We start from the raw sequence: 26,150 nt of genomic DNA, 5'->3' as shown, positions 1-26,150 counted from the left end.
GTCTGAGTTTTCAGTTTTGAAATCAATCTAAATCAAAAAATCAAATTTTAAAATAAAGTTTTCAGTTTATAAACTACAATCTGAACTCAAAAATCAAAAATCTAAAATGATCTATAAAAGAAGTAGTCAGCTTTTTGCTGAAGCAGAAAAAGTAATTCCAGGAGGAGTAAATTCACCAGTTAGAGCCTTTAAAGCGGTTGGGGGAACTCCTGTTTTTGTAAAAAGTGCCAAAGGTGCATATTTATATGATGAGGACGGAAATAAATTAATAGATTATATCAACTCATGGGGACCAATGGTCTTGGGGCATGCCTATCAACCCGTTGTAGATGCTGTGATTGAAAAAGCAAAATTGGGAACTTCATTTGGAATGCCAACTGAATTGGAAACTCAAATTGCAGCTTTGGCGGTTTCTATGGTTCCGAATATTGATAAAATAAGATTTGTAAATTCAGGTACAGAAGCTTGTATGAGTGCGATTCGTCTGGCTCGCGGATTTACAAAAAGAGATAAAATCATCAAATTTGCAGGTTGTTACCACGGACATTCTGATTCATTTTTGATTCAGGCAGGAAGTGGAGCCGTAACTTTTGGTTCGCCAAATAGCCCGGGAGTTACAGAAGGAACTGCAAAAGATACTTTGTTGGCAAAATACAATGATTTAGAGAATGTAAAAACTCTGGTAGAAGCAAATAAAGGGGAGATTGCAGCGATTATTATCGAGGCAGTTGCCGGAAATATGGGCTGTATTCCGCCTCAAAAAGGTTTCTTGGAAGGTTTAAGAGAATTGTGTACAGCAAACGGAATCTTATTAATTTTTGATGAGGTAATGACTGGTTTCCGTCTGGCTCGTGGTGGGGTTCAGGAATTGTATAATATCAATGCTGATATTGTAACTTTCGGAAAAGTAATTGGTGGAGGTTTACCGGTTGGCGCTTTTGCTGCGCGCGAAGAGATCATGAATTATTTAGCGCCTCTTGGTCCGGTTTATCAGGCAGGAACATTATCAGGGAATCCCTTAGCAATGGCTGCGGGATTGGCAATGTTGCAGGCACTTGATAATGATCGTGAAATTTTTACCCGTTTAGAAGAAAAAACAGCTTATTTAGAAGCGGGAATCAACAGGGTTTTAAAAGCCAATAATGTTACTTTTACCATCAATAGAGTGGGTTCTATGATCTCTGTTCATTTTGATGCTAATCCTGTGGTTGATTTTCAAACGGCTGCAAAAGGAGATAACCAAACGTTTAAGAAATTCTTTCACGGTTTATTAAACGAAGGTGTTTACATTGCACCATCTGCTTATGAAACCTGGTTTATTACAGATGCATTAACGTATGAAGATCTAGATTTTACCATTAATGCGATTGATAAGGTTTCAAAGACATTTTAAAACGTAAAGAATTTATATTTTCAATTTCAGGCCCAGCTTTTTAATAAAGTTGGGCTTTTTTTTGGCCTTTAAAATTTTAATTTGAAGTAGTTAATAAAAAGTTAATGAGAATGTTTGTTCTTATATATTTAGAATAAAAATTATTTTTGTTTAACAAATAATCATTAAACTTACCATAAATGAAGAAATTTTTCATTTTTATTACACTGACAGTTTTTATGCTGTTTTCTACTAAACCATTTGCACAATCTAAAAAGAAAGACACCAAAAAAGGAGAACCAGCAGTTGCTGGGCCAGAGAAAAAATCAGAATCTACAATAAAAGAATATAGTAAAGTAATTACTAAAGACGCTGTTTCTGATCCGGGACTTTTTACTGTTCATAAAGTGGATAAAAAATACTACTTCGAGATTCCAAATAAGTATTTAGATAAAGACATGCTTTTAGTAAGCAGACTCTCAAAATTACCTTCAAATTTAGGAGGAGGATATGTAAACGCCGGTTCTGAAACCAATGAACAATTAATAGTCTGGCAGCGTTTTCAGGATAAAATTCTCATCAAATCAAAATCATACAGTGCTGTTGCCAATGATACTTTGCCTATTAGTATTTCGGTAAAATCCAATAATTATGAGCCAACATTGTTTGCTTTTGATATTGTAGCTTTTAGCAAAGATTCAGCCAATAGCGTTATTGATGTTACTAAATTTTACAGTACAGATGTTAAAGCCATCAGCGGAATATCGGCAGAAATGCGCGAAATGTATAAAGTAAAAGGACTTGATGATTCGAGAAGTTTTATCAATACAATTAAAAGTTTTCCTATGAATATCGAAGTAATTCAGGATATGACTTATAATGCTTCGAAGCCATCAATGCTGGAAGATACAGAGTCGATAAGCATACAAATGAATCAATCGATGGTTTTATTGCCAGAAGTGCCAATGAAACCAAGATTAGCAGATCCAAGAGTAGGATGGTTTACTGTAAGTCAATACGATTACGGAAGTAATGAGTTAAAATCTGACCTTAAAACCTACATTCGCCGATGGAGATTAGAACCTAGTGATCCTGAAGCTTATAACAGGGGAGAACTGGTCGAACCTGTAAAACCAATTGTGTATTATTTAGATCCTGCAACGCCTGAAAAATTAAGGAAATATATTAAACAAGGAATTGAAGAATGGCAAAAGCCTTTTGAAGCTGCAGGTTTCAAAAATGCTATTATTGCCAAAGATGCTCCAACAAAAGAAGAAGATCCTGATTTTAGTGCTGAAGATATTCGTTATTCGGTTATTCGATATGTAGCAAGTACAACCCGAAATGCCGTTGGGCCAAGTGTGTCGGATCCCAGAACCGGAGAAATAATCGAAAGTGATGTTATCTGGTATCACAATCATTTGCGTTCCTACAGGAACCGCTATTTGCTCGAGACAGGAGCAGCAAATCCCTCGGCAAGAACTTTGCAAACCAGCGATGAAGAAATGGGAGAGATGATGCGAATGGTAATTGCTCATGAAGTGGGCCACGCTTTAGGGTTTCCTCATAATATGGGAGCAAGTTGTGCTTATGATGTAGAGAGTTACAGAAACGGTGATTTTACACAACAAAACGGAATCTCGGCAAGTATTATGGATTATGCCCGTTTTAATTATATCGCACAGCCTGGGGATAAAAATATTCGTTTTATTCGTAAAATGGGAGCATACGATCATTATGCCCTGAATTGGGGATATAGAGTAATTCCAAATGCCAAATCACCTGAAGAAGAAGTTTCTGTTTTAGACAAATGGATTTTAGAGAAAGCTGGAAATCCTGTTTATAAGTTTGGCAAACAAAGCAGTGCTTTTGATCCTACAACTCAAACCGAAGACATTGGAAATAATGCGATCAAAGCAAGTTCATACGGGCTGAAAAATTTAGAATATGTAGCGTCTCATTTAAATGAATGGACAAGTACTGTGACCAATAATTATGCAGATTTGGATGAATTGTATAAAGAAATGCTAGAAGCCTGGAGCAGATATGTTGGGCATGTGGTAACCAATGTGGGCGGGGTTTATGAAAATACTAAAAAGCCAAATCAAGCCGGAAATATTTATGAAGTGGTTTCAAAAGCAAAACAAATTGAGGCAATGAACTGGCTTCAGGCAAATGCTTTTGCTTCGCCAACCTGGATTGTAAACGTAAATACTTTAAAAAATACAGATGTTGCAGGGTATAGCGAGAGATTTAGAGCCTTGCAGGTTCGACATTTAAATAATTTATTGAGTATTGGCCGTATTGGCCGCCTGATGGATAATGAAATACTTGGCGCAGATACTTATAAAGCTTTGGATTTATTAAGAGATACGCGAAAAGGAATCTGGAAAGAAGCCGTTACACCGGGCAATGTAACAATATACAGAAGAAATTTGCAGCGCGGTTATATCGAGAGAATGGGCGCTTTAATGAGCGAAGAAATTAAACCAGCAGACAGATCTGTAATTTATTATAATGTAGCACAATCTGATGTAAGGGCTTTGGTTCGCGGCGAATTAACTGCACTAAAAACAACACTTTTGGCAGCAAAAGCAAAACCGGTAAACACCGAAACAAAATACCATTATGAAGATTGTATCAAACGAATCGATTTGATTTTAAATCCGAAATAAGAAATGTATAAACAAAAAAAGAGGCTCACGAGCCTCTTTTTTTTGATCAGGATTATTTTTTACCTTTTCTGTGTTCTTTCATTTTGTCTTTACGCTCTTTTTGAATCGCTGTCCATTTTGTATATTGATCTGCATTCAAAATAGATTTCATTTTAGTGTCAAAAGCTTTATGATCTACTTCCATTTGTTTTCTCATGGCTTTTTTCTCCGCATCACTTGGAACTACACCAGTATCTTTGCGGCTTTTTTCAAGCATAGAGATTTTGGTAGTTCTCTCAGATAAAAGTTCACTAACTTGTTTTTGCTGATCAGCATTTAAGTTTAGATCTGTAGTTAGTTTTTGCAAGTGTGCCTGATCGCGTTCTTGTGGAGATTTCATATCTCTTTTTCCCCTGTGATCGCCTTTTTTGTTATGATCTTTATGCTCATTTTTAAGAGCGGTCCATTTAGTGTACTGATCGGCGTTTAGAATAGCTTTCATTTTGGCATCATTTGCTGCTCTTTCAGTTTCCATTTGTTTTTTAAAAGCGTCTCTTTCTGCAGCAGTTGGTTTTGTTTTGCGATCTTTATTAGCATCTTTAAACTTTTCTGCTTTAGCATTTCTTTCGGCTAATAATTGTTTTACTTTTTCCTGTTGGTTTTTATCCAAACTCAATTCAGAAGTTAATTTTTGTAAATGTTTCTCACTACGCTGCTCAGGAGTTAATTTTTCTCTTTGATCACCTGTAGCTTTCTGATTGATGTCTTGCGCAAAACTTACCATTCCAACGAATAATAAAGCTGCGATAAATAATTTTTTCATAATTCGTTTTTTTTTAAAAGGTTTATATCCATTAGACTTCAAGAAGTTGGCTGGGTTTAATCTTGTTGTAAGATTTATCTTTTAATTAACACAAACTATTAAGGAAAGCATAAAAAGTATTCTCAATAAAAAAGAGGCTATTTAAGCCTCTTTTTCAACTATAATTAGTTGTTTTCTTTTTTGTATTCTCTCATTTTCTCTTTTGCCTGCTCTCTTTTTTCGTCCTGAATAGAGGTCCATTTTTTGTATTGATCCGCATTGAGTATCGCTTTCATTTTAGCATCATTGGCGTCTTTTTCAGCTTTTAATTCATTTTTAAAAGCTTCTCTTTCTGCTGCAGTAGGTTTCTCTTTTCGGTCTTTTCGTTCTGCTCTTAATTTTTCTGCTTTAGCACTTCTGTCGGCCAATAGTTGTTTTACCTGAGCTTGCTGATTGGCATCTAAATTTAACTCTGTAGTTATTTTTTTTAACTGTTTCTCATTACGTTGTTCCGGAGTTAGTCTTTCTCTTGGTTCGCGTGTAGGTGTTTGATCTGCTTCTTGTGCAAAACTTGCTACTCCAATAAATAACAAAGCTGCGATAAATAGTTTTTTCATGATGTTGAGTTTTTTAATTGTTATAGTTGTTAGACTTTATTAAATTCAATAGGTTTAATCTGATAATCAGAATTGTAGTTTATTTAACAAAACGAAAAATCGCCTTGCGATATTGTCTCCTGATTTACAAGGGCTTTTTTATTGTTTTAATTATGCTCGATGATGATGTTTTACAACAATAGGTTTTTAAATTTGTTATTGCATTGACAATTTCAAAATAGAATTACCAGGATAAAATATGGAAGAATTATTTAATAAGAAAAATAAAAACCGTGTTCTTAAAGCTGTAAGCGGAGAGATGTCATATCAAAAATTAACCACTGCCGAATTGCATCAATTTGTGCAGCTCTGGAATTATGATGACGGACTTGAACCCTTTAACTGGATCATTAAACAAAAGCACCTGGACAAAGGAACAGCGCTTTGTTTGTATTGGATCTTGCAGCCGGATTATTTCTGTAAATTCAAAAACCAGGAGGCAATAAAACAGGATATTAATTATCAGACTTATCTTGTAATAAAAGAAATTGAAGAAAAATATACTTCCGGGTTTTATAAACAGGAGCATTTTTCTTTTGATCCAAAGCAAGAGTTTCTCGATGAAAATTCTAATACTAAATGTATTCCTGCTCAAATGCTGGAAAAATCGCCGGGAATTATTTTTGAACGAGAGGATATTGAGTTTGCTTTTTTAAGAACCCCCAACGAAAAAGAGTTAAATAACATCAATACAAAAATTGCAGCTGCTGTAAAGATTATTCAGATTTCGAATCCTGATTTTGTTTACAATCAAACAGATGAAGCCATTAAGGCTATAATAGAAAGTATAGAGTATTGGAAAGAAAAAGAATTAGGAAAGATAAAAATTAAGAATCTCTCTTATTTATGGATGGATTGCGTGCATAAAAAACACCACTGGAACTGGATTATTTGGGATTGGGAAACGGGAAATAATATCGGTGTTACAAACGCTACAAAAGAATTAACATGTTTGGCTGATACAATTATAAATCATACAATAGATGGATTTCAGCAATCTTCGATAATTTCAGATTTATATCAGGATCTGGCAGGGGTCAATAATTTTTATGATTTAAAAAAAGATCCTTACAGTGGCATTGGCTTGCTTTTTAGTACAGATCATTTGAAATTTAGAGCATAATAAATCATGGCATTAAGAAAAATTACAGTTCAAGAAAATGTTTATCTATATAAAAGCACTACCGGATTTGGACTTAATTCAGAAATAGCAAGATTTGAAATAACAATATTCTTGAAAGATTTTAAACAAACCCCATTGAAAATTAATTTCATTACATGGGAAGATTTGTACACTGGAAATCCCTTAAATACAGGTGTAAATCTAATTAGATTAACTGCTAAAGAAGAAGAATTTGTCAATTTGAATAGACCTAAATATATTAGAGAATGTATTTTGTATGGTTTGAAAATAGGTTGGAATGGTAAAAACAAATTAGAATCTATTGATGGTTTAGAAATACTTGAAAGTTTAGGCTATGATGTTTCTTCCCTGCATCCAAAAGAGGAATTCATTAAGGCTCATGGTAAAGAGTATCTAGAATAAGTTGATTTTTTAGGATCAGAAATTACTTCAGAATTAATTGCGTACTTTAGTAAGACCAGAAGTTAAAACCCAAAAAAAAAACGATTATGAGTTTAAATGCTACATCAAACAATACTAAAATTGCCTTTTTTTCGACACAGCCTTACGATAAAACATTCTTTAATAACTACAATGAAGATTTTGGTTTTGAATTAGATTTTTTCGAAACACAGCTGAATCCTCAAACGGTAATTCTTATCGAAAATGCTGCTATAGTTTGTGTTTTTGTAAATGATATTGTCAATGAAGCGGTCATTAAGCAATTGGCAGAAAAAAGCGTGAAAATTATCGCATTACGTTGTGCTGGTTTTAATAACGTTGATCTGCAAGCCGCTAAAAAATACAATTTAAAAGTCTGTCGCGTTCCGGCTTATTCACCTCAGGCAGTTGCAGAACATGCCATTGCGATGATTTTAACTTTAAATAGAAAAACGCATAAAGCCTATAACAGAGTTCGTGAGCAAAACTTTTCGCTCAACGGATTACTGGGTTTTGATTTGTTTGGAAAAACAATCGGAATCATCGGAACGGGAAATATAGGGAAAGCTTTTGCAAAAATTGCTTTAGGTTTTGGATGCAAAGTGCTCGCCTATGATATTGTTACAAATGATGAAATGATAAAAGACGGAGTAAAATTCGTGTCTCTTGAAGAAGTTTTTAAACAGAGTGATATTATTTCGCTGCATTGCCCATTAAACGAGCAAACCAAACATATCATAAACAAGAAGTCTATCGATGAAATGAAAGACAATGTGATGATCATCAACACAAGCCGAGGCGGATTAATAGAAACAGCTTCGGTAATTGAAGGTTTAAAAGAAGGTAAAATTGGATATTTGGGAATAGATGTTTACGAGCAGGAAGAAAAACTATTCTTCAGAGATCTTTCTGCTGATATTATTCAGGATGATGCCATTCAGCGTTTAATGAGTTTTCCCAATGTTTTGGTTACAGCGCATCAGGCCTTTTTTACCAATGAGGCCCTAACGCAGATTGCTCTGGTAACTTTTAATAATATAAAAGATTTATTGACTAAAAATGATATTGAAAATAAAGCAGCTTTGCTGGTTTAACAAAGGCAATGTTGAGAACTTAAAACAAAGAGATTATGAAAAATAAAATTTTAGTGGCAGTTATGATTCTGGGAATGCTTTCATGCCAAAATAAAGATAAAACTGACTCAAAGAGTATCATCAAAACAATTGCCGAGGATACCTTATCAAAAACCGTTGCAGGAACTGCAGATCTTAGTGATGCCCCTGCAAAAGATGATAAGGCAGTGGAATTGATCCGCAAACAATTGAATATTCTATTAAAGAAAGATTTGCCGGCATTGACAAAAGACGATCGATTTTTTTACTACGAAGCTTTTGATTTAAACAACGATAAAAAAGACGAATATTTCGTAGGATTCTCCAACTCTTACTTCTGCGGAAGCGGAGGCTGCTCAGGATATATTCTAAAGAATGATGGAGGTTTAATTAATTCTTTCACCGTAACCGATTTTCCGATTTTGGTCACCACTTCATCTACTGAAAAGTTTTACGATCTTATATTTGAAACCGGAGGAAAGTTCCACCTTGTGAAAATGAAAAATGGTAAATACCCTTCAAACCCTTCTGTTCAGGAAATTTGGAAAGGTGAAACTCCTAAAGAAAACTCAAAGGTTTTAGATATTCAGGCAAAGAAATTAGAGAAGTATTGGTTTTAAAATAAAAAACCCGGCAGATTTTTAAAAATTTGTCGGGTTTGAATATTAATACAATTTTGGAATTTGGAATTTTCAAAAATTGGAATTTTAAAATTTACTCTACAAGTTCCACAAATTTAAACTCACCTTCAACAGCCACTTTAGTCAAACCATGTTTTGATAAATTTTTCATAGACGCATCCCATTTTTTACCACTTAAATTAGCAGTAATTTTTAATTGCTGAAGATCCATCTTGTTTTCATTTCCTTTCAATAAATCTACGATAAATTTCTCTTCATCAGACAATTCAATCTGCGCTTGTTTTTTCTCAGGACGCATTTGAGGGAACAATAAAACTTCCTGAATCGAAGCGTTGTTTGTTAGGTACATAATCAAACGATCCATACCAATTCCCATTCCCGAAGTTGGAGGCATACCATATTCTAATGCTCTTAAGAAATCCTCGTCGATAACTCCGTTTGCTTCATCATCACCTTTTTCAGCCAAACGCATTTGGTCTTCAAAACGCTCACGCTGATCAATTGGGTCATTTAGTTCAGAATACGCATTTGCAATTTCTTTACCACAAACCATCAATTCAAAACGCTCAGTAAGCTCAGAATTATCGCGGTGTTCTTTACATAAAGGCGACATTTCTTTGGGGTAATCCGTGATGAAAGTTGGCTGAATATAATTTCCTTCGCATTTAGCGCCAAAAATCTCATCAATCAATTTTCCTTTCCCCATTGTTTTATCAACGTCAATTCCCATTCCTCTGGCAGCTTCAAACAATTCCTCTTCCGTTTTACCCGAGATATCAAAACCAGTAAAATGTTTGATAGAATCTGTCATGGTTACACGGGCGTACGGCGCTTTAAAGTTAATTTGGTGCTCGCCAAAAGTAACCTCGCTTGTTCCGTTTACGGCAATTGCACAATGCTCAAGAAGGCCTTCTGCAAATTCCATCATCCAGTTGTAGTCTTTGTAGGCTACATATATTTCCATAGCGGTAAATTCAGGATTATGGGTTCTGTCCATACCTTCATTTCTAAAGTTTTTCGAGAATTCATAAACACCTTCAAAACCACCCACAATTAATCTTTTCAAATACAATTCGTTTGCAATACGCATGTAAAGTGGAATGTCAAGCGAATTGTGATGCGTGATAAAAGGTCTTGCGGCAGCTCCACCAGGAATCGATTGTAAAACCGGAGTTTCCACTTCAAGATATCCTGCATCGTTAAAATAACCACGCATTGCTGTATACAACTTGGTACGTTTGATAAAGTTTTCTTTTACCTGGGGATTCACTGTTAAATCCACATAACGCATTCTGTAACGTAACTCAGGATCATTAAAAGCATCGTGTACGTTTCCATCCTCGTCTACTTTTGGTAAAGGCAGTGGACGTAAAGTTTTGCTCAGGAAAGTGAATCCGTCCACACGAATACATTGCGCGCCCACTTTTGTGGTAAACAATTCACCTTCAATACCAATAAAGTCACCTAAATCAGTTAGTTTTTTAAATACTGTGTTGTATAAAGTTTTATCATCACCCTCACATAAAACATCACGATTCACATACAATTGTATACGTCCTTCGCTATCCTGTAATTCAGCAAAACAAGCTTTCCCCTGATCTCTAACACTCATTAAACGTCCGGCAACGATCACCTTCTTACCCTCTTCAAAAGATTCCTTCACCTGCTTTGAAGTATGATTTACAGGGAAAAGATTAGCCGGATAAGGATTGATTCCTAAGTTGCGTAAGTTTTGAAGTTTTTCTCTTCGGATGATTTCTTGTTCTGATAATGCCATTTTGTGCTCTTTTTTAAGTGTGCAAAGATAAAGAAAAGAATGTAGATTTTAGAATGCAGGTTTTAGATTTTTTGTAGCAGTAATTTATTGCATTTCAATTGCCTTTTGTCCCGCTATTCACTTGTGTTTTTTTTGCCCAACACCGGCATAAAAGGATTTTCATTTCTATCAGGGCTAGATTAGAAATTTAAGTTTTCAAAAGGCGTTTTAGCTGATGTGGTTACACAATCTTGTCATTGCTAGGAATGAGAAACTAAACCAATGAAAAAACATTTCTGTAAAAATTAAACAAAAAAACCTCAGTATCTTAGCAACTCACAACCTTAGAACCTTGCAAGAAAATGAAAATCATAAAAGCCTTTCTACTCTTAATTTTAGTCTCAAGCTGTCAAATCACAGAAACTATAAAGATAAACCCAGACGGGAGCGGAACTATTGAAGTTTTTCAATTACGCGACGAAAATAGTTATTTGCAATTAGGACGTCCTTATTCTGATTCTGAAAAATTTACAGATACAATATTTGTTTTTCAGGATTATATAACAAAGTATGCAGCAACGTTTGTGAAATTTAATAAATCTGACCAGGCATTGTTTCAGGAGCATGCCAATGTAAAAATGCATATTAAAGCGGATCCGGTTCAAATGGAAAATTTTAATGTAATTTCTTCTGACTTTAAAAAAATAGAAGAAATACCTAATTTTTATGAAAGTCTTACTTTGGCAAATTCGTTAAAAGAAAATTATCCGGTTTCAAAAGAATCTTTCAAAATACAATATACTTTCGATGGCTCTACTTTCAAAAGAAATCTTGTAATTGTTGATCAGCAAAAGTTTGATACGGATAAAAAAATGTTGGAAGAAAGAAAAAAAATGTATGCTAAGTATAAATTAGCGCAATACTATACTTTAAAATATCATTTTCCAAGAGAAATAAAATCGGTTTCAAACGAAAAAGCAGTTATCAGTGCAGATAAAAAAACAATGACATTCCAATTTCAACTTTCAGATTGTTTACAAAATCCAGAAATAACGAATCTGGAAGTGGTTTTAGAACAAAAAGACCTTCAATAGTGTTGTCTTGGAATCTTAAAAAATAAAATAGTCTTCGTATCTTTGATAAAAAAATAGCCATTATGAAATTATACAAGTTACTTAGTTTTTGTTTTGTATTAGCAACATTAACAAGCTGCACCTTAACCGAAAATATATATGTAAATGATAACGGAACCGGAAAGTTTTCTGTAGATATGGATGGTTCCTCTTTAATGGCGATGGCTGGTGACCAGCTTGGACCTGATGCCAAAAAAAATATAGATTCTACTTTTACCTTCAAGCAATTATTTGAAGAGAAAAAAGACAGCATTGCAAAATTGTCTCCCGAAGCCCAAAAAGAACTTAAAAAACTCGAAAATTTTGTAGTAAATACCAAAATGAATGGTGAGAAAAAAGAGTTTTTAATGACCATTTCGACTGATTTTAAAAATGTAAATGAGCTACAAGATGCTTTGCAATCTCTCAGCGCACTTCAAAAATTAGAAGGCGGGGCAAATGCTTCATCACCGTTGGGGAAAGGCTTAGGAGATAATAATAGTAAATTAAGCTATAGCTACGACGGAAAGAAATTTACACGTACAGCAGTAATCGATAAAGACAAATTAGCTGCAAAAGCGAAAGATTCTACGGCCGATATGTCTAAGATGATTTTTGCTTCTTCGACCTACATTATAAAGTATCATTTTCCTAAGAAAATAAAAAAAGTATCCAACCCAAATGCTTTGTTTAGCGAGGATCGAAAATCAATTACAATTCAATACCCTTTTACGGATTATATGGAGAATCCTGACAAACTTAACTTTGATGTAGAGTTTGAAAAATAATTAAAATGAATAAAAAAATTCAACTTCAGGATTTAGGAAGTAAAGACTATAAATCGACCTGGGAATATCAGGAAGAAATTTTTAAGGATATAGTCGACTTAAAAATCAAAAACCGAAGAGAAGAACTTGATTTGCCAACACCCAATTATTTACTTTTTGTTGAGCATCCCCATGTGTATACTTTGGGTAAGAGTGGAGATCTTGACAATCTTTTATTAAACGAAAAACAGCTCCAGGCCAAAGGAGCCACTTTTTATAAAATCAATCGTGGCGGTGATATTACCTATCATGGCCCGGGACAAATTGTAGGTTATCCGATCTTGGATTTAGAAAATTTCTTTACAGATATTCACAAATATTTGCGTTTTCTCGAGGAAGCTATTATCCTGACTTTAGAAGAATACGGCTTAAAATGCGGGCGAAGCGAAGGCGAAACTGGAGTCTGGCTCGATGCGGGAACTCCTTTTGCCAGAAAAATTTGTGCGCTTGGTGTACGCGCTTCACGCTGGGTAACCATGCACGGATTTGCCTTAAATGTAAATGTAGACTTAGGATATTTTGACAACATTATTCCGTGTGGAATTCGAGGAAAAGGCGTTACTTCATTGCAAGTGGAACTTGGTGTAGAAAAAGTCGATGAAGCCCAAGTAAAGGCTAAAATTGTAAAACATTTGACAGAATTATTCGAAGCTGAATTTGTTTAAATTAGCCTATTAAATATAAATAGTATGAAAAATGCTGAAGAAAATAACAATTATAGAATTGCCGTTCCTTCAGCATTTGAAACTGTTTTTTCTCATTTTTACTTTGCCGAAAATAAAACGGCATTTCCCATAACCAAAACCTTATTGCCAAGTTTTCAAACCATATTGGTTTTTAACTTTGGAAGAAAATCATCTTTACAATCGCAGCAAAATACCTTTCTGGAAGTTGAAAAATGTATGGTTCTTGGTCCTATAAAACAAGCTTTCAATTATACTTTAGAGCCTAATTCAGAGATTTTGGTAGCCAATTTTAAAGAAGATGCTTTTTACAGATTCTTTGGCAATGCGCTTTTTGATTCTTTGCCTATTGATCCGGATGATTTAATTGATGAGAATTGTTTTGCTCTTTTATGGGAAGAACTTCAAAAACTTTCAGACCCAAAACAGCGTGTTGATTATATTTTAGATTTCTGCAAACCTTATTTAAGGGAGCAAAAGCAGATAACGAAGCTTTTAACTGATTTTCAAAACCAAAATCTCAGTCCAATAAAAGCAATTGCTTCACAGATCAATCAAACCCAGAGAAATATTCAGCTCAATCAGAAGAAACTTTTTGGCTATACAATTAAAGAAGCCAATCGGTATGAGAGGTTTTTAAAAGCGGTAAATCAAATTCAGGAAAATATACTAAAGGACTCAAAAACGGATTGGCTAACGATTGTGGATCAGTGCGGCTATTACGATCAGAGTCAGCTCATTCATGACTTTAAATATTATATGAATATTTCGCCCAGAAAATTCCTGAAATTTCAAAACGATATCTGCAGCTCAAGGTCAGAATAAAGCAGATTTCGTTTTCTTACAATTCTACCCCAGCCTTGCGCTTTACATTTGTCATGTTAATCTTTAAAAACAGAAAACATGAAAAATTTAATTGTTTATGCGCATCCCAATTCAGGTAGTTTAAATCACTTCTTCAAACAAACAGTACTGGAAAGTCTTCAGGAATCTGGAGAAGCAATTGCACTTCGCGATTTGAATGAGATCAATTTTAATCCCGTACTTTCTTTAGAAGATATGAACGGACAAAGAATGGGAAAGGTTGCCGATGATGTAAAAACAGAACAGGATTTTATAACCTGGGCAGATCGTCTTGTTTTTATTTACCCCATCTGGTGGACAGGAATGCCGGCAATAATGAAAGGTTATATTGATCGTGTATTTAGTTACGGATTTGCATACAGATACGAAAAGGGTGTTCAGAAAGGTTTATTGAGCGGAAAGAAAACAATCATTATCAATTCGCACGGAAAATCAAATGCAGAATATCAGGCAATGGGAATGGACAAAGCTTTGGCCTTAACCTCTGATAGCGGAATTTTTACCTATTGCGGATTAGAAATCGAGCAGCATTTTTATTTTGATAAAGCAGACAGAGCCTCCAAAGAGAGTATTTCGGATTGGGAAAATCAGATCAAAACTACTTTGAGATTCATCGATAAAGAATCTGTTTTGGGATAAAATGATTTAAAATTAAAGATGGTTGCAAAAAACACAAAAAAGAGTCTTTAACGGCAAAGATTTTAAATGGACCGCAAATTATCTTAGGGTAGTACTAGTATGAGTTTTTTATACTAAATTTGGTTTTATACTTTTAATAAAAGCTTTAGCTAACCTAATTTAATGACTTATGGGAAAAATCTACTTTATCTGTTTTATTTTTATGATTAATGGTCTTTTTGCTCAAAAGAAGGATAAATTAAATCCAATCGAGATTTATGAAAAGGCCTGGTCAGAACCTAAGAGTGATGTGAGGCTAAAAATAATTAAAACAATTTGGCTCGAGGAAAGTACTTTTGAGGATCCTTCTGCATCTATAAAAGGAACAGCTGCCTTTAATAATGTTATAAATGAATTTTATAAAAAGTACCCCGATGCAGTATTTAGCTCAGGATCAAAAGTGGTAAAAGACAATTATGTAAGTTGGGACTGGAAAATTTTAGATTCAAAAAATAAGCTTATAATGGCCGGTCGTGATTTTGCCCGACTAAACGGAAAAGGTCAGGTGAGCAAAATCATTGGTTTTTGGAATCCGCAAGCCACTTTGTCTGAGGCTGAAATTTTGAATAATCTCGAAACGGAAAATTTTAAGATTGTTGCCCAGTATTACCAAAGCGTTTTTAAAACCAGGGACTTCACTACAATGGCACATTTAATAGAAGAAGGGGCAGTTTATAATCAGGCAGAAGGATTACCTTACGGAGGAAAGTTTACAGGTTTTAATGAATGGGTAAAAATGTACAGCAAATCAGCTGAGTTTTTTGATTTAGAGATAGAAAAAGAGCCTGTTTATTTTAGCGATGCTACAAAAAATGAAGTAATGATTTATTTCACCATAAAGGCCAAAGCAAAAAAATCAGGAAAAACAATCTCAGTGCCAATCTCAGAGCATTTCGATTTAAAAAATGGAAAAATTATCGCAATTAGACCTTTTTATTTTGATACCAAACAATTTGCAGAATTCCTGAAAAGTAAAAAATAAGAGAAATCTAAATCTCTCTATACAAAAAAGACTTATCGATCTAGATAAGTCTTTTTTTGTTATTCAAAATTCAATTCGAGTTGATCCGGCAAAAGCCTAAAACTCATGCGGTGGTATTTGGTGGTTCCGTATTTTCTGATCGCTTCCCGGTGTTCTTTAGTGGGGTAACCTTTGTTTTGTTTCCAGTTGTACATAGGGAATTCTTCATGAATTTGATCCATGTACTCATCGCGATAGGTTTTGGCCAGGACAGAAGCCGCGGCAATGCTTAAAAATTTACCATCCCCTTTTATAATGCTTTGGTTAGGAATCGATTTTAGTAATTCAATTTCAGGAAGAGAAAATTGTTTGCCAAAAGTATTTTTTAAACCCAGTTTTGCATTCAAAGAACGATTACCATCTACAATGATAAATTCAGGAACATGTTGTAATTTCAAAATACATTCCTGCATGCCTTTCATGGAGGCGTTTAGAATGTTAATCTCATCAATTTCGTTGGGATGCAAATGGGTAACCGAAAAACAAAGGGCATGCTGCTCGATGATTGGTTTTAAAAACACTCTCATCTTTTCAGACAATTGTTTACTGTCGTTTAAAAATTCATGCTCAAAATTATGGGGTAAAATTACTGCAGCAGCCGTTACCGGACCAGCCAGACAACCTCGGCCAGCCTCGTCAGTTCCGGTCTCTAAATTAAATCCTGAGAAATTTTTTTCAAGCATTTGCTTTTTTTGTTTTAATTGGCAAATATTATAAAATTTTCTTTAAAAACATTCGTTCTCTTACTATTTGCCAAAGCAGTGGTATAAATTCAAGTGTTTTTTTATTTATACGTTTTTATCTTTTACCTTTGCCAGACAAATTTTGCCAAAATAATTCCATATAAAGCGATCAAATGAGAATATTCTTTTTTCTATACCTATTAGTTGTACCCACTTTATTGTTTTCTCAGGAAAAAAATACTTCTAAAAATAGTTTAGATATGAATACTAAATATTCAAGTATAACTGATACTATAAAAAAGAAAAAAGCAAAAATTGCAGCCATAGATCAATACCAGATTATTACCCTGGAGCATGATACTACTTATGTCGATACTTCATTAACCTTAAAGAGTGCTTACAAACAAAATAATCTTCGCAGGGATGATTTCGGACTATTGTCTTTTGCCAATATCGGTCAGACTTATAATACTCTGCAATACAGCCTGACTAGTTTTTCTCCGTATCCGGAAATTGGTTTTAACGGAAAACATTTTAATTATCTTCAGGCAGATCAAATCAATTATTACTCGGCAGCAACGCCCCTGACCGAACTGTTTTTTAATACAACAATAAATAAAGGTCAGAATGTAGATTCCTTTATTACATTAAATACGTCAAAAAATCTTAACTTTTCTATTGCATACAGAGGTTTACGTTCAGAAGGAGATTATATAAACCAATTGGTAAGTGCAGGAAATTTTAGATTTACAACAAGTTACGCTACAACCGATAGAAGATATGCAATCAATGCGCATTATACTTATCAGGATGTTTTAAACGAAGAAAATGGAGGGATTACTACACCTGCAGACTTTGAAAGTGATAATCCGGATTATAAAAACCGTCAAAGATTGCAAGTGTATCTTACCGATGCAGAATCATTTTTAAAAGGCCGACGTTTGTTTTTTGATCATGCTTTTAGAATAAATCCAACTGAGGGCAATAATAATTTATATGTAACGCACCAGTTTAATTACGAAAACAAATTTTTCGAATACAATCAGCCAACCGTTCTTTCAGCTGTTGGAACCCGATCAGTGAAACGATTTGGAGAATCATATGTAACAAGTGGTATAAACGATCAGACCCATTATGAAAGATTGTATAATAAGGTGGGGGTGGCCTATGAAAATTCTCTTTTAGGGAAATTTAATTTTTTTGTAGACGATTACAGGTCTAATTATAAATACGGAAGAGTCTTAGTCGATAAAGATGGGACTGTTATTCCCGATAATTTATTTTTGCAGATTAATAATGTAGGGGGACAATTCGAATATCAAAAAAACAAATGGAACGGACGTTTTTTATATTCAAGATCAATTACAGATCAGTCATTGTCTGATTTAGATGCTAAATTAAAATATGATTTTAATGATAAAATCCAGTTTGATTTTAGATACCGTAACATCAATAAATTACCCAATAATAACTACAATTTGTACCAAAGCAGTTATGTGGAGTATAACTGGTCGAATAATTTTAAAAACGAGAAAATTAATTCCCTTAGCGCCGCTGTTCGCACGCCTTGGCTAAACGGTGAAGTTCAGTATACAGTTTTAAATGATCATTTGTATTTTGCAGATGTTTCCTCGCCAGAACAAAAGGCGGTCAATACACAAATTATAAATCCGGCTCAATACTCAAATGCGATTAATTACCTGGAGATAAAAGCAAGTCGTGAATTTAAATTTGGTCCTTTCGCTCTTGATAATACACTATTGTATCAAAAAGTAGATCAGTCAGATTTAATTTTAAATGTGCCTGATTTTGTAACAAGAAATACATTTTATTATTCAGGTCACTTTTTTCAAAAAGCATTGTTTTTGCAAACCGGAATCGTTTTTAACTATTTTACGAAATATTACGCAAATGGCTATAACCCTGTTGTTGGAGAGTTTTATGTTCAGAAAGAAAAAGAAATTGGAGGTTATCCATTATTTGATGTTTTTGTGAATGCCAGAATTCGCCAAACCCGATTCTATGTAAAGGCTGAGCACATCAATGCTCTTTTTTCTAAAAGCGACTATTATTCAGCACCTAATAATCCTTATCGTGATTTTGTTATCCGATTTGGTTTAGTTTGGAATTTCTTCCAATAGCATTAGGTATTATTATATTAAAAATCAAATATTAAATTAAATAGAAATGGACTTTTCAAATAACATTTTAGAAACAATTGGTAATACACCATTGGTAAAACTCAACAAAATTGTTGCTGAAATTGATGCGTTAGTATTGGCAAAAGTCGAAACTTTTAATCCCGGAAATTCTGTAAAGGACAGAATGGCCGTGAAAATGATTCAAGATGCAGAGGCAGATGGCCGATTAAAACCCGGAGGAACTATCATTGAAGGGACTTCTGGAAATACCGGAATGGGATTGGCTCTTGTGGCCATCATTAAAGGATATAAACTCATATGTGTAATATCAGACAAGCAGTCTAAAGAAAAAATGGATATTTTGCGCGCCGTGGGTGCCAAAGTAGTAGTTTGCCCAACAGATGTTGAGCCAACAGATCCAAGATCTTATTATTCTGTTTCAAAACGCCTAGCTGAAGAAACGCCAAATTCATGGTATGTAAATCAGTATGATAATATGTCAAACTCTTTGGCACATTACGAGCAAACAGGTCCGGAAATCTGGAAACAAACTGATGGGAAAATCACTCATTTTGTCGTTGGAGTAGGAACAGGAGGAACGATTTCTGGTGTTGGAAAATACTTAAAAGAAAAAAATCCAAATATTAAAATTTGGGGAATCGATACTTATGGTTCTGTGTTTAAAAAATACCATGAAACGGGAATTTTCGATGAAAACGAAATTTACTCCTACATCACAGAAGGAATTGGAGAAGATATTTTACCTAAAAATGTTGACTTTTCTCTAATTGACGGATTCACAAAAGTAACCGATAAAGATGCAGCGGTTTATACCAGAAAAATTGCTCTTGAAGAGGCTATTTTTGTTGGGAATTCTGCCGGAGCTTGTATAAAAGGCCTTTTACAGCTTAAAGAACACTTTAAGCCAGAAGATGTGGTTGTGGTGTTGTTTCACGATTCAGGAAGCCGTTATGTGGGTAAAATGTTTAATGACGACTGGATGCGTGAGCGTGGTTTCTTGGAAGAGAACATTACAAAGGCTGAAGACGTAATTAAAGATCATATCGATAAGGAATTAATCGTGGTGCGTACAGAAGAATTGGTTTCTCACGCCATTGAACGTATGCGTAAATACAAAATCTCACAGATTCCTGTTGTAGATATTACTGGGTTTGTGGGTTCTGTTGATGAAACAGATTTGTTTAGAAGTTATGTTGCAGATAAAAATGTAGCCGAAAAACCAATTAAAGAAGTAATGGGAAAACCTTTCCCAATTGTAAAATTAGGAACACCAATTGAAGAAGTTTCTAAATTGTTTACCAAAGAAAATGATGCTGTTTTGGTTGATTTAGGAAATGGTAATCATCATATTATTACAAAATATGATATTATTGGATCTATAAAATAATACGGTTTTAATAATTGATAAATCCATAAATCTAGTTTTGATAATTAGTTTTATGGATTTTTTAGCTTAATATACTTGAAAATGACTTTTACCGCGATAGATTTTGAAACTGCTACAGGACATCATCCGTGCTCTGTTGGAATCGTTACTGTAGAGAACGGAATCATTACAGATGAGTTTGTTACCCTGATTAAGCCTCCCAAAAACGAATACAATCCCTTTACGATTCGTGTACATGGAATTTATCCCAGAGATACCCTGAATGCCAAAACTTTTGTCCAGGTTTATCCCGAGATCGAAAAAAGATTAAAAAACAGAGTGGTGGTGGCACACAACGAGAGTTTTGATCGAAATGTTTTAATGAAATCGATGATGCTTTATGGTTTGCAATATCAAGATTTGAATATAGCAGAGAAGTGGGAATGCACCGTGAAGATTTATAAGGCAAAAGGTTTTAAGCCCACTAAGCTAAGTGATTGCTGTCGGGAGATGAAAATTCAACTCGATCATCACGAGGCGCTATCTGATGCAAGAGCTTGTGCTAAATTGTATCTGTTGAGATAAAAGCCAACAAGTTCAGGGAGGAATATTATTTTTAATTCATTTTCAGACTTTCTATAAGCCAAAGTAAAAGCCTAAAAGAATATTTACTGAAAGAGTAGGGAATTCCCCTTGTGATCACAATTAATACCATAATGCTAATTTAGTTTGCTCTTTGAGTGTAAGGGGGATATTAATTGGCGAGGAATTAATATTTGTCAGTGAGCGTAGCCCTTAAGAAAAACGATCTGAGTGATGCATTTAGATCTTTTGGAGTTTGCGCTAAAGATACTTTTGAAATACAAAGATTAGTAGAAGTTTAAAAATAAGTACTCAATCACAGAGGATCTCTAAGAGATGTCTTAGCAAGGGAGCTGCTAGAGAATAATTAGAGATTTAGAAAATGGGTCAATGAGATAATTTTGTACTTTTGTCGGCAAATACTAATAGCATCCCGGGTAAAGCCCAGGGATAAAATAAAAATGTAACTATGTCGGGAATTTTAAGACTTAAGTTTTTCTTAGAGAAGTACGGATTCCATGTTTCTTCACGATTGGCCGATAAACTGGGTATGCGCGTGACAAGTGTGAGATTGTTTTTTATCTATATTTCATTTGTTACGGCAGGTTTGGGATTTGGAGTTTATCTTACTTTGGCATTCTGGATTCGCCTAAAAGATTTAATTCGGGCAAAACGTACCTCGGTTTTTGATTTATAAATCGATATACAACATAAAAAAAAGGATCATAAAGTATTTATACTCTATGATCCTTTTTTATTATCTGCAAGAAAATTACTTCCCTGGATTATTCAGTTTACTGTTTTTCTTACCATAAACAAAATAGATTACTACTCCTAATGCCATCCAGACTACAAGTCTCACCCAGCTTTCGTTAGGTAATGAATACATTAAAGCCAGGCAAATTACAATACCTGCGATAGGCACAAATGGTACTAAAGGTGTTCTGAAAGATCTTGGAGCATCTGGCATTCTTTTACGCATCACCATCACACCAATACAAACAAGTACAAAAGCCAATAATGTTCCAATACTTACCATGTGTCCTAAATCGCTTACCGGAACCAATCCAGCAAATAAACTTACAAATACTAAGAAGAAAAGGTTAGTTTTCCACGGAGTACGAAATTTAGAGTGAATAGAACTAAAAAATGGAGGTAATAAACCATCTTTACTCATTGTATAAAATACACGGCTTTGGCCCAAAAGCATTACTAATATTACAGAGGTGTAACCCGCCAGAATAGCTACAATTAAACCTGTTTGTAGAAAGTCATAACCTGTTTTTGCAAAAGCAGTTGCAGCAGGCTTGGCATCACCGGCAAATTCTCTGTAATTAACAAGACCTGTCATTACGTGAGCAAAGAATACATATAATAAGGTACATATAACAAGGGATCCTAAAATACCAATTGGCATTCCTTTTTGAGGATTTTTAGCTTCCTGTGCAGCTGTAGATACAGCATCAAAACCAATAAAGGCAAAGAATACAGTTCCCGCACCTGCAGCAATTCCTGACCATCCAAATTCACCAAAAACACCTGTATTTTCAGGAATGTAAGGCGTGTAGTTGGAAGAGTCAATAAAGCTCCATCCTAAAATGATAAAAACAAGTACTACAGCAACTTTTACAACAACTAAAAAGTTGTTTAAAGACGCAGATTCCTTTGTTCCTCTTATTAATAATAAAGATAGCATAGATACAATAAAAATCGCCGGTAAATTTACAATACCGCCTTCAATTACTGTACCGTCACTGAGTTTAAGAGTTTCCCAGGGCGAACATATAAATTGATGGGGGAGGTGAATTCCGTATTTGTTTAGTAATTCTAATAAATAGCGCGACCAGCTTACACCAACTGTGGCGGCTCCCAAAGCGTATTCTAAAACTAAATCCCAGCCAATAATCCAAGCCATAAATTCTCCCATTGTAGCATAAGAGTATGTATAGGCGCTACCGGCAACAGGAATCATAGAGGCAAATTCTGCATAACAAAGTCCGGCAAAAGCACATCCAACGGCTGCTAAAACAAAAGAAAGAGTAACTGCTGGTCCTGCATGTTCTGCAGCAGCAATTCCTGTTAACGAGAATAATCCGGCTCCAATAATAGCTCCAACTCCAAGTGCAACGAGTGACCGTGAAGATAGAGTTCTTTTCAAGCCTTTTTCAGATTCGGAAGCTTCGTCAAGCAATACCGAAAGTGGTTTAGTTTTCCAAATTGACATATTATAATATTGGTTTATTGTTATTAAGCTCCAAATGTATCGTTTTTTGTAAAAAATAAAAACAATTATCTGTTTTTAAGTTATAAAATATTAATTTTTTTGATAAAACCTGCGTTGATTATTCTTTAAATACTGGGATTCATTAAATTAATTGGGCTTTAGTAGTGAAAAATGTAATTTTAAAAACAATAACATTTTTAATATAATTCTTATTAAATAAATTGTTTTTCTCTTAATTTCTGGGAATTATTAGAAATCAATATTTTCAATGGGAACAAGCTTTAGCCCATTTTCAAAATGTTTTAGCCATGCAAAGCAGCAATCAACAGGATTTTTTTTACTCTTTCTTGCTTATAATGATAGTGCATAGAATTTATTTTTTGGTCGATTTTAGTTTACCTGAAAAATCTTTTATGCAAAAACAGCCAAGGTTGTCTCTCTAGGGTGAATTAAAGAAAATAGCCATAGAGGCTGGGTCTTTAAAAGAATTATGGATGTTGTTCTATTTCCAGTATGTCGGGTTAAAATAAATTCTAACTTATAGAAGTAGGAGCAGAAATATTAATAATATTGAGGATTTATCAAAAATTAAAGGTTTTCCTGTTGAAAAAGCAAAAATAATTAGTTTATATTTGGAGTTCTAAAACAAAAGCAGCTTACAATGAATTTTGAATATAACGAAACGCAGTCGATGATTGCTCAATCTATAAAGGATTTTGCCGAAAAAAATATCAGACCTAACATTATGCAATGGGATGAGGCTCAAATTTTTCCAGTTGACCTATTTAAAAAATTAGGAGAAATGGGATTTATGGGAGTCTTGGTGCCTGAAGAATACGGAGGATCAGGGTTAGGGTATCATGAATATATTACCGTTGTAGAGGAAATTTCAAAAGTAGATCCTTCAATTGGTTTATCGGTTGCTGCGCATAATTCATTATGTACCAATCATATTTTGACTTTTGGAAACGAAGAGCAAAAGAAAAAATGGTTGCCAAAACTGGCTACCGCAGAATATATAGGAGCCTGGGGTTTAACAGAGCACAATACAGGTTCTGATGCTGGTGGAATGAATACAACAGCCGTTAAGGATGGAGATCATTGGATTGTAAACGGAGCCAAAAACTTTATTACCCACGCAATCTCTGGAGACATCGCAGTTGTAATTGTGCGTACAGGAGAAAAAGGAGATTCTAAAGGAATGACCGCTTTTGTTTTCGAGAAAGGAATGAAAGGATTCACCTCGGGTAAAAAAGAAAATAAATTAGGGATGCGTGCCAGTGAAACTGCGGAGTTGGTTTTTGACAGCTGCCGTGTTCCCGATGCCAATAGATTAGGAGAAGTAGGCCAGGGATTTGTTCAGGCCATGAAAATATTAGATGGAGGGCGTATTTCAATCGGAGCTTTATCTCTTGGGATTGCAAAGGGCGCGTACGAGGCGGCGCTTAAATACTCTAAAGAAAGACATCAGTTTGGTCAGCCTATTAGTAGTTTTCAGGGGATTTCCTTTAAGCTGGCCGATATGGCAACAGAGATCGAAGCTTCAGAATTACTATTGCATAAAGCAGCTTTCTTAAAGCAACAACATAAACCTGTTACAACATTGGGCGCAATGGCAAAAATGTATGCCTCGGAGGCCTGCGTGAGAATTGCAAACGAAGCGGTTCAAATTCACGGAGGGTATGGTTATACAAAAGATTATCCTGTAGAGAAATTCTATCGTGATTCCAAACTATGTACTATAGGAGAGGGCACTACCGAGATTCAAAAGTTAGTTATTTCAAGAAATTTACTCAAGTAATAAGAGTAAGATCATAATATGGGCGTGCCCACAAAAAAAATAATGAGCCATTCAATGTTGAGTGGCTTTTTTTTGTTTTTTTAAAGGTCGGGCTTTGTGTTATATCCATGTTATATACTTCAAAGAAAAAATATAAAAGGATTCTCATGGCAGCCTCTCAGCGGCGGTGCTCATGACGGTGTGAGTTTGTGCAAGGATTAGTTTTTAAAGATAGTGGGTCTGTTTTCTGGATTCTTTTCTACCTTATCAAAAAAAAATAATAATTCATAACTCATAATTGATAATTAATACTTACTTTTGCAGCCTTAACGAGAGGAGGTGTCAATATTATGTTAATTATACCAATTAAAGACGGAGAAAATATCGATAGAGCATTAAAGCGCTATAAAAGAAAATTTGATAAAACAGGAACTGTTCGTCAATTAAGAGCACGTACTGCTTTTATTAAGCCTTCTGTTATCAAAAGAGCACAAATTCAAAAAGCTGCTTACATCCAAAACATGAGAGATGGTTTAGAGAGTTAGTATTAGCTTTTCAAAAATAATTACCGTTAGTTATCAAAATTTTGATACTAACGGTTTTTTTATGCTTAATTTTGAGATAAATAATATTCTTTTTAAGTTAGGATATGAGTTTGAATAAATGAAAAAGTCTATAATCTTATGAAATCAAATAAAGAGGCGTTTGGTGATTATCTTGAATTGGAGAAAAAATATTCCCCACATACGGTCAATGCTTATTTGAATGATATTTTATTTTTCGAAACATTCAATAAAGAACATTTTGAGCAGCAAAATATCGAACAGGTTAATTACAGTCAAATCAGGAGCTGGATAGTCTCACTTGTCGATGATGGTATTTCCAATGTATCGGTTAATCGAAAAATGTCTTCCTTAAAAGCATTTTATAAATTCCTTTTAAAAACAAAACAAATAGAGGTGAGTCCAATGCTGAAACATAAAGCATTAAAAACACCTAAAATTGTTCAGATTCCATTCTCTGAAAAGGAATTGACAGATTTGATGCAGCAGGTTGGAGATCCTTGCGGATTTGAGCAAGTCAGAGATAAGTTGATTGTGGATCTTTTTTATACCACAGGAATGCGTAGGGCCGAGCTGATACATTTAATGAAGTACAATGTTGATTTGTCTTCAAATGTAATTAAGGTGCTGGGGAAACGAAATAAAGAGCGTATCATTCCGGTTTTGCCTATAATTACCCAGCAGTTTGATTTGTATTTGCAGCAAAGGGCCTTGGTGGAGAAGATCATTGATGAGGATTATTTTTTTATTTCAGCAAAAGGGTTAAAATTGAGTGAATCTTTTGTGTATCGATTAATAAATTCATACTTTAGTAAAGTCTCTGAAAAGGTGAAAAAGAGTCCGCATGTGCTTCGGCATACTTTTGCAACTCACTTGCTAAATAACGGGGCAGATTTAAATTCAGTTAAAGAGTTATTAGGACATTCGAGTTTGGCATCTACGCAAGTTTATACTCATAATAGTTTAGCAGAGCTTAAAAAGGTGTATGGTGATGCGCATCCAAGAAATAAATAATGATTCTTAAATGTTTAACCCTAAAATTTGTATT

Annotated in this window: 24 protein-coding genes; 19 read left to right on the top strand and 5 right to left on the bottom strand. The window is 34.4% G+C overall.

Features of this window, described 5'->3' with window-relative positions; all coding sequences use genetic code 11:
- Positions 1 to 106: 106 nt before the first annotated feature.
- Positions 107 to 1,393: a glutamate-1-semialdehyde 2,1-aminomutase gene (gene hemL / locus GIY83_RS15100; RefSeq protein ID WP_208682273.1), complete on the top strand. Its 1,287-nt coding sequence runs from the start codon at positions 107 to 109 to the stop codon at positions 1,391 to 1,393.
- Positions 1,394 to 1,572: 179 nt separating this feature from the next.
- A complete protein-coding gene (locus GIY83_RS15095; RefSeq protein WP_208682272.1) occupies positions 1,573 to 4,047 on the top strand; it encodes a zinc-dependent metalloprotease in 2,475 nt (824 codons plus the stop codon).
- A 52-nt stretch (positions 4,048 to 4,099) separates the two neighbouring features.
- On the opposite strand, the gene GIY83_RS24955 is transcribed toward GIY83_RS15095, so the two are convergent.
- Both GIY83_RS24955 and GIY83_RS15085 read right to left on the bottom strand, forming a co-directional pair.
- Positions 4,100 to 4,849, bottom strand: coding sequence for a hypothetical protein (locus tag GIY83_RS24955; protein WP_229029114.1), 750 nt, complete (start codon positions 4,847 to 4,849; stop codon positions 4,100 to 4,102).
- A gap of 164 nt (positions 4,850 to 5,013) precedes the next feature.
- Positions 5,014 to 5,445 (bottom strand): hypothetical protein, encoded by a 432-nt coding sequence (locus GIY83_RS15085; protein ID WP_194617863.1) that lies wholly within the window; start codon positions 5,443 to 5,445, stop codon positions 5,014 to 5,016.
- Between the two features lie 238 nt (positions 5,446 to 5,683).
- Here GIY83_RS15085 and GIY83_RS15080 point away from each other — a divergent pair, with 238 nt between their 5' ends.
- The 4 genes from GIY83_RS15080 (at position 5,684) to GIY83_RS15065 (ending at position 8,780) form a co-directional block, all read left to right on the top strand.
- On the top strand, positions 5,684 to 6,607 hold the full coding sequence (locus GIY83_RS15080; protein ID WP_208682271.1) for a DUF4274 domain-containing protein: 924 nt from the start codon (positions 5,684 to 5,686) through the stop codon (positions 6,605 to 6,607).
- Between the two features lie 6 nt (positions 6,608 to 6,613).
- Positions 6,614 to 7,030: a hypothetical protein gene (locus GIY83_RS15075; protein WP_208682270.1), complete on the top strand. Its 417-nt coding sequence runs from the start codon at positions 6,614 to 6,616 to the stop codon at positions 7,028 to 7,030.
- A gap of 86 nt (positions 7,031 to 7,116) precedes the next feature.
- Entirely contained in the window at positions 7,117 to 8,142 is a 1,026-nt protein-coding gene (locus tag GIY83_RS15070) for a 2-hydroxyacid dehydrogenase (protein ID WP_208682268.1), read from the top strand.
- A gap of 35 nt (positions 8,143 to 8,177) precedes the next feature.
- The gene (locus tag GIY83_RS15065; RefSeq protein WP_208682266.1) at positions 8,178 to 8,780 is read left to right on the top strand and encodes a hypothetical protein; all 603 of its coding nucleotides are present in this window, start codon (positions 8,178 to 8,180) and stop codon (positions 8,778 to 8,780) included.
- 94 nt (positions 8,781 to 8,874) lie between these two features.
- On the opposite strand, the gene lysS is transcribed toward GIY83_RS15065, so the two are convergent.
- On the bottom strand, positions 8,875 to 10,578 hold the full coding sequence (gene lysS, locus GIY83_RS15060) for a lysine--tRNA ligase (RefSeq protein WP_208682264.1): 1,704 nt from the start codon (positions 10,576 to 10,578) through the stop codon (positions 8,875 to 8,877).
- Positions 10,579 to 10,919: 341 nt separating this feature from the next.
- Between lysS and GIY83_RS15055 the strand changes: the two genes are divergently transcribed.
- From GIY83_RS15055 to GIY83_RS15030, 6 genes are all read left to right on the top strand, one after another.
- A complete protein-coding gene (locus tag GIY83_RS15055; protein ID WP_208682262.1) occupies positions 10,920 to 11,651 on the top strand; it encodes a hypothetical protein in 732 nt (243 codons plus the stop codon).
- Positions 11,652 to 11,713: 62 nt separating this feature from the next.
- Entirely contained in the window at positions 11,714 to 12,457 is a 744-nt protein-coding gene (locus tag GIY83_RS15050; protein WP_208682260.1) for a hypothetical protein, read from the top strand.
- Between the two features lie 5 nt (positions 12,458 to 12,462).
- Positions 12,463 to 13,161, top strand: coding sequence for a lipoyl(octanoyl) transferase LipB (gene lipB / locus GIY83_RS15045; RefSeq protein ID WP_208682258.1), 699 nt, complete (start codon positions 12,463 to 12,465; stop codon positions 13,159 to 13,161).
- A 24-nt stretch (positions 13,162 to 13,185) separates the two neighbouring features.
- Positions 13,186 to 14,004, top strand: coding sequence for an AraC family transcriptional regulator (locus GIY83_RS15040; protein ID WP_208682256.1), 819 nt, complete (start codon positions 13,186 to 13,188; stop codon positions 14,002 to 14,004).
- A gap of 78 nt (positions 14,005 to 14,082) precedes the next feature.
- A complete protein-coding gene (locus tag GIY83_RS15035) occupies positions 14,083 to 14,682 on the top strand; it encodes an NAD(P)H-dependent oxidoreductase (RefSeq protein ID WP_208682254.1) in 600 nt (199 codons plus the stop codon).
- A 169-nt stretch (positions 14,683 to 14,851) separates the two neighbouring features.
- Positions 14,852 to 15,703, top strand: a complete 852-nt coding sequence (locus GIY83_RS15030; RefSeq protein WP_208682252.1) for a nuclear transport factor 2 family protein — start codon at positions 14,852 to 14,854, stop codon at positions 15,701 to 15,703.
- Positions 15,704 to 15,762: 59 nt separating this feature from the next.
- On the opposite strand, the gene GIY83_RS15025 is transcribed toward GIY83_RS15030, so the two are convergent.
- Entirely contained in the window at positions 15,763 to 16,425 is a 663-nt protein-coding gene (locus GIY83_RS15025) for a ribonuclease HII (protein ID WP_208682250.1), read from the bottom strand.
- A gap of 173 nt (positions 16,426 to 16,598) precedes the next feature.
- On the opposite strand from GIY83_RS15025, the gene GIY83_RS15020 reads away from it, so the two are divergent.
- The 4 genes from GIY83_RS15020 (at position 16,599) to GIY83_RS15005 (ending at position 21,232) form a co-directional block, all read left to right on the top strand.
- Positions 16,599 to 18,566 (top strand): putative porin, encoded by a 1,968-nt coding sequence (locus GIY83_RS15020; RefSeq protein ID WP_208682248.1) that lies wholly within the window; start codon positions 16,599 to 16,601, stop codon positions 18,564 to 18,566.
- Positions 18,567 to 18,612: 46 nt separating this feature from the next.
- Positions 18,613 to 19,974, top strand: coding sequence for a pyridoxal-phosphate dependent enzyme (locus GIY83_RS15015; protein ID WP_194617849.1), 1,362 nt, complete (start codon positions 18,613 to 18,615; stop codon positions 19,972 to 19,974).
- A gap of 81 nt (positions 19,975 to 20,055) precedes the next feature.
- Positions 20,056 to 20,538, top strand: coding sequence for a 3'-5' exonuclease (locus tag GIY83_RS15010; protein WP_194617848.1), 483 nt, complete (start codon positions 20,056 to 20,058; stop codon positions 20,536 to 20,538).
- A gap of 466 nt (positions 20,539 to 21,004) precedes the next feature.
- Positions 21,005 to 21,232, top strand: coding sequence for a PspC domain-containing protein (locus tag GIY83_RS15005; protein WP_208682246.1), 228 nt, complete (start codon positions 21,005 to 21,007; stop codon positions 21,230 to 21,232).
- Between the two features lie 75 nt (positions 21,233 to 21,307).
- On the opposite strand, the gene GIY83_RS15000 is transcribed toward GIY83_RS15005, so the two are convergent.
- Entirely contained in the window at positions 21,308 to 22,759 is a 1,452-nt protein-coding gene (locus GIY83_RS15000) for an amino acid permease (RefSeq protein ID WP_194617846.1), read from the bottom strand.
- A 661-nt stretch (positions 22,760 to 23,420) separates the two neighbouring features.
- Here GIY83_RS15000 and GIY83_RS14995 point away from each other — a divergent pair.
- The 3 genes from GIY83_RS14995 (at position 23,421) to GIY83_RS14985 (ending at position 26,116) form a co-directional block, all read left to right on the top strand.
- Positions 23,421 to 24,560, top strand: a complete 1,140-nt coding sequence (locus GIY83_RS14995) for an acyl-CoA dehydrogenase family protein (protein ID WP_194617845.1) — start codon at positions 23,421 to 23,423, stop codon at positions 24,558 to 24,560.
- 329 nt (positions 24,561 to 24,889) lie between these two features.
- A complete protein-coding gene (gene rpsU, locus GIY83_RS14990; RefSeq protein WP_026985791.1) occupies positions 24,890 to 25,084 on the top strand; it encodes a 30S ribosomal protein S21 in 195 nt (64 codons plus the stop codon).
- A gap of 138 nt (positions 25,085 to 25,222) precedes the next feature.
- Positions 25,223 to 26,116, top strand: a complete 894-nt coding sequence (locus GIY83_RS14985) for a tyrosine-type recombinase/integrase (protein WP_208682244.1) — start codon at positions 25,223 to 25,225, stop codon at positions 26,114 to 26,116.
- The last annotated feature ends 34 nt before the right edge of the window (positions 26,117 to 26,150 follow it).

It is taken from the genome of Flavobacterium sp. SLB02 (assembly GCF_009664855.1).
In the GTDB taxonomy this organism is placed as follows: domain Bacteria; phylum Bacteroidota; class Bacteroidia; order Flavobacteriales; family Flavobacteriaceae; genus Flavobacterium.
Note: the sequence above shows the minus strand (reverse complement) of the source record. Positions and strands in the feature narration are given on the sequence as shown.

What these genes read in the sequence shown, in the direction of transcription:
- hemL (WP_208682273.1), top strand. Translation starts at nt 107, where the DNA reads ATGATCTATAAAAGAAGTAGTCAGCTTTTTGCTGAAGCAGAAAAAGTA.
- GIY83_RS15095 (WP_208682272.1), top strand. Translation starts at nt 1,573, where the DNA reads ATGAAGAAATTTTTCATTTTTATTACACTGACAGTTTTTATGCTGTTT.
- GIY83_RS24955 (WP_229029114.1), bottom strand. Translation starts at nt 4,849, where the DNA reads ATGAAAAAATTATTTATCGCAGCTTTATTATTCGTTGGAATGGTAAGT.
- GIY83_RS15085 (WP_194617863.1), bottom strand. Translation starts at nt 5,445, where the DNA reads ATGAAAAAACTATTTATCGCAGCTTTGTTATTTATTGGAGTAGCAAGT.
- GIY83_RS15080 (WP_208682271.1), top strand. Translation starts at nt 5,684, where the DNA reads ATGGAAGAATTATTTAATAAGAAAAATAAAAACCGTGTTCTTAAAGCT.
- GIY83_RS15075 (WP_208682270.1), top strand. Translation starts at nt 6,614, where the DNA reads ATGGCATTAAGAAAAATTACAGTTCAAGAAAATGTTTATCTATATAAA.
- GIY83_RS15070 (WP_208682268.1), top strand. Translation starts at nt 7,117, where the DNA reads ATGAGTTTAAATGCTACATCAAACAATACTAAAATTGCCTTTTTTTCG.
- GIY83_RS15065 (WP_208682266.1), top strand. Translation starts at nt 8,178, where the DNA reads ATGAAAAATAAAATTTTAGTGGCAGTTATGATTCTGGGAATGCTTTCA.
- lysS (WP_208682264.1), bottom strand. Translation starts at nt 10,578, where the DNA reads ATGGCATTATCAGAACAAGAAATCATCCGAAGAGAAAAACTTCAAAAC.
- GIY83_RS15055 (WP_208682262.1), top strand. Translation starts at nt 10,920, where the DNA reads ATGAAAATCATAAAAGCCTTTCTACTCTTAATTTTAGTCTCAAGCTGT.
- GIY83_RS15050 (WP_208682260.1), top strand. Translation starts at nt 11,714, where the DNA reads ATGAAATTATACAAGTTACTTAGTTTTTGTTTTGTATTAGCAACATTA.
- lipB (WP_208682258.1), top strand. Translation starts at nt 12,463, where the DNA reads ATGAATAAAAAAATTCAACTTCAGGATTTAGGAAGTAAAGACTATAAA.
- GIY83_RS15040 (WP_208682256.1), top strand. Translation starts at nt 13,186, where the DNA reads ATGAAAAATGCTGAAGAAAATAACAATTATAGAATTGCCGTTCCTTCA.
- GIY83_RS15035 (WP_208682254.1), top strand. Translation starts at nt 14,083, where the DNA reads ATGAAAAATTTAATTGTTTATGCGCATCCCAATTCAGGTAGTTTAAAT.
- GIY83_RS15030 (WP_208682252.1), top strand. Translation starts at nt 14,852, where the DNA reads ATGGGAAAAATCTACTTTATCTGTTTTATTTTTATGATTAATGGTCTT.
- GIY83_RS15025 (WP_208682250.1), bottom strand. Translation starts at nt 16,425, where the DNA reads ATGCTTGAAAAAAATTTCTCAGGATTTAATTTAGAGACCGGAACTGAC.
- GIY83_RS15020 (WP_208682248.1), top strand. Translation starts at nt 16,599, where the DNA reads ATGAGAATATTCTTTTTTCTATACCTATTAGTTGTACCCACTTTATTG.
- GIY83_RS15015 (WP_194617849.1), top strand. Translation starts at nt 18,613, where the DNA reads ATGGACTTTTCAAATAACATTTTAGAAACAATTGGTAATACACCATTG.
- GIY83_RS15010 (WP_194617848.1), top strand. Translation starts at nt 20,056, where the DNA reads ATGACTTTTACCGCGATAGATTTTGAAACTGCTACAGGACATCATCCG.
- GIY83_RS15005 (WP_208682246.1), top strand. Translation starts at nt 21,005, where the DNA reads ATGTCGGGAATTTTAAGACTTAAGTTTTTCTTAGAGAAGTACGGATTC.
- GIY83_RS15000 (WP_194617846.1), bottom strand. Translation starts at nt 22,759, where the DNA reads ATGTCAATTTGGAAAACTAAACCACTTTCGGTATTGCTTGACGAAGCT.
- GIY83_RS14995 (WP_194617845.1), top strand. Translation starts at nt 23,421, where the DNA reads ATGAATTTTGAATATAACGAAACGCAGTCGATGATTGCTCAATCTATA.
- rpsU (WP_026985791.1), top strand. Translation starts at nt 24,890, where the DNA reads ATGTTAATTATACCAATTAAAGACGGAGAAAATATCGATAGAGCATTA.
- GIY83_RS14985 (WP_208682244.1), top strand. Translation starts at nt 25,223, where the DNA reads ATGAAATCAAATAAAGAGGCGTTTGGTGATTATCTTGAATTGGAGAAA.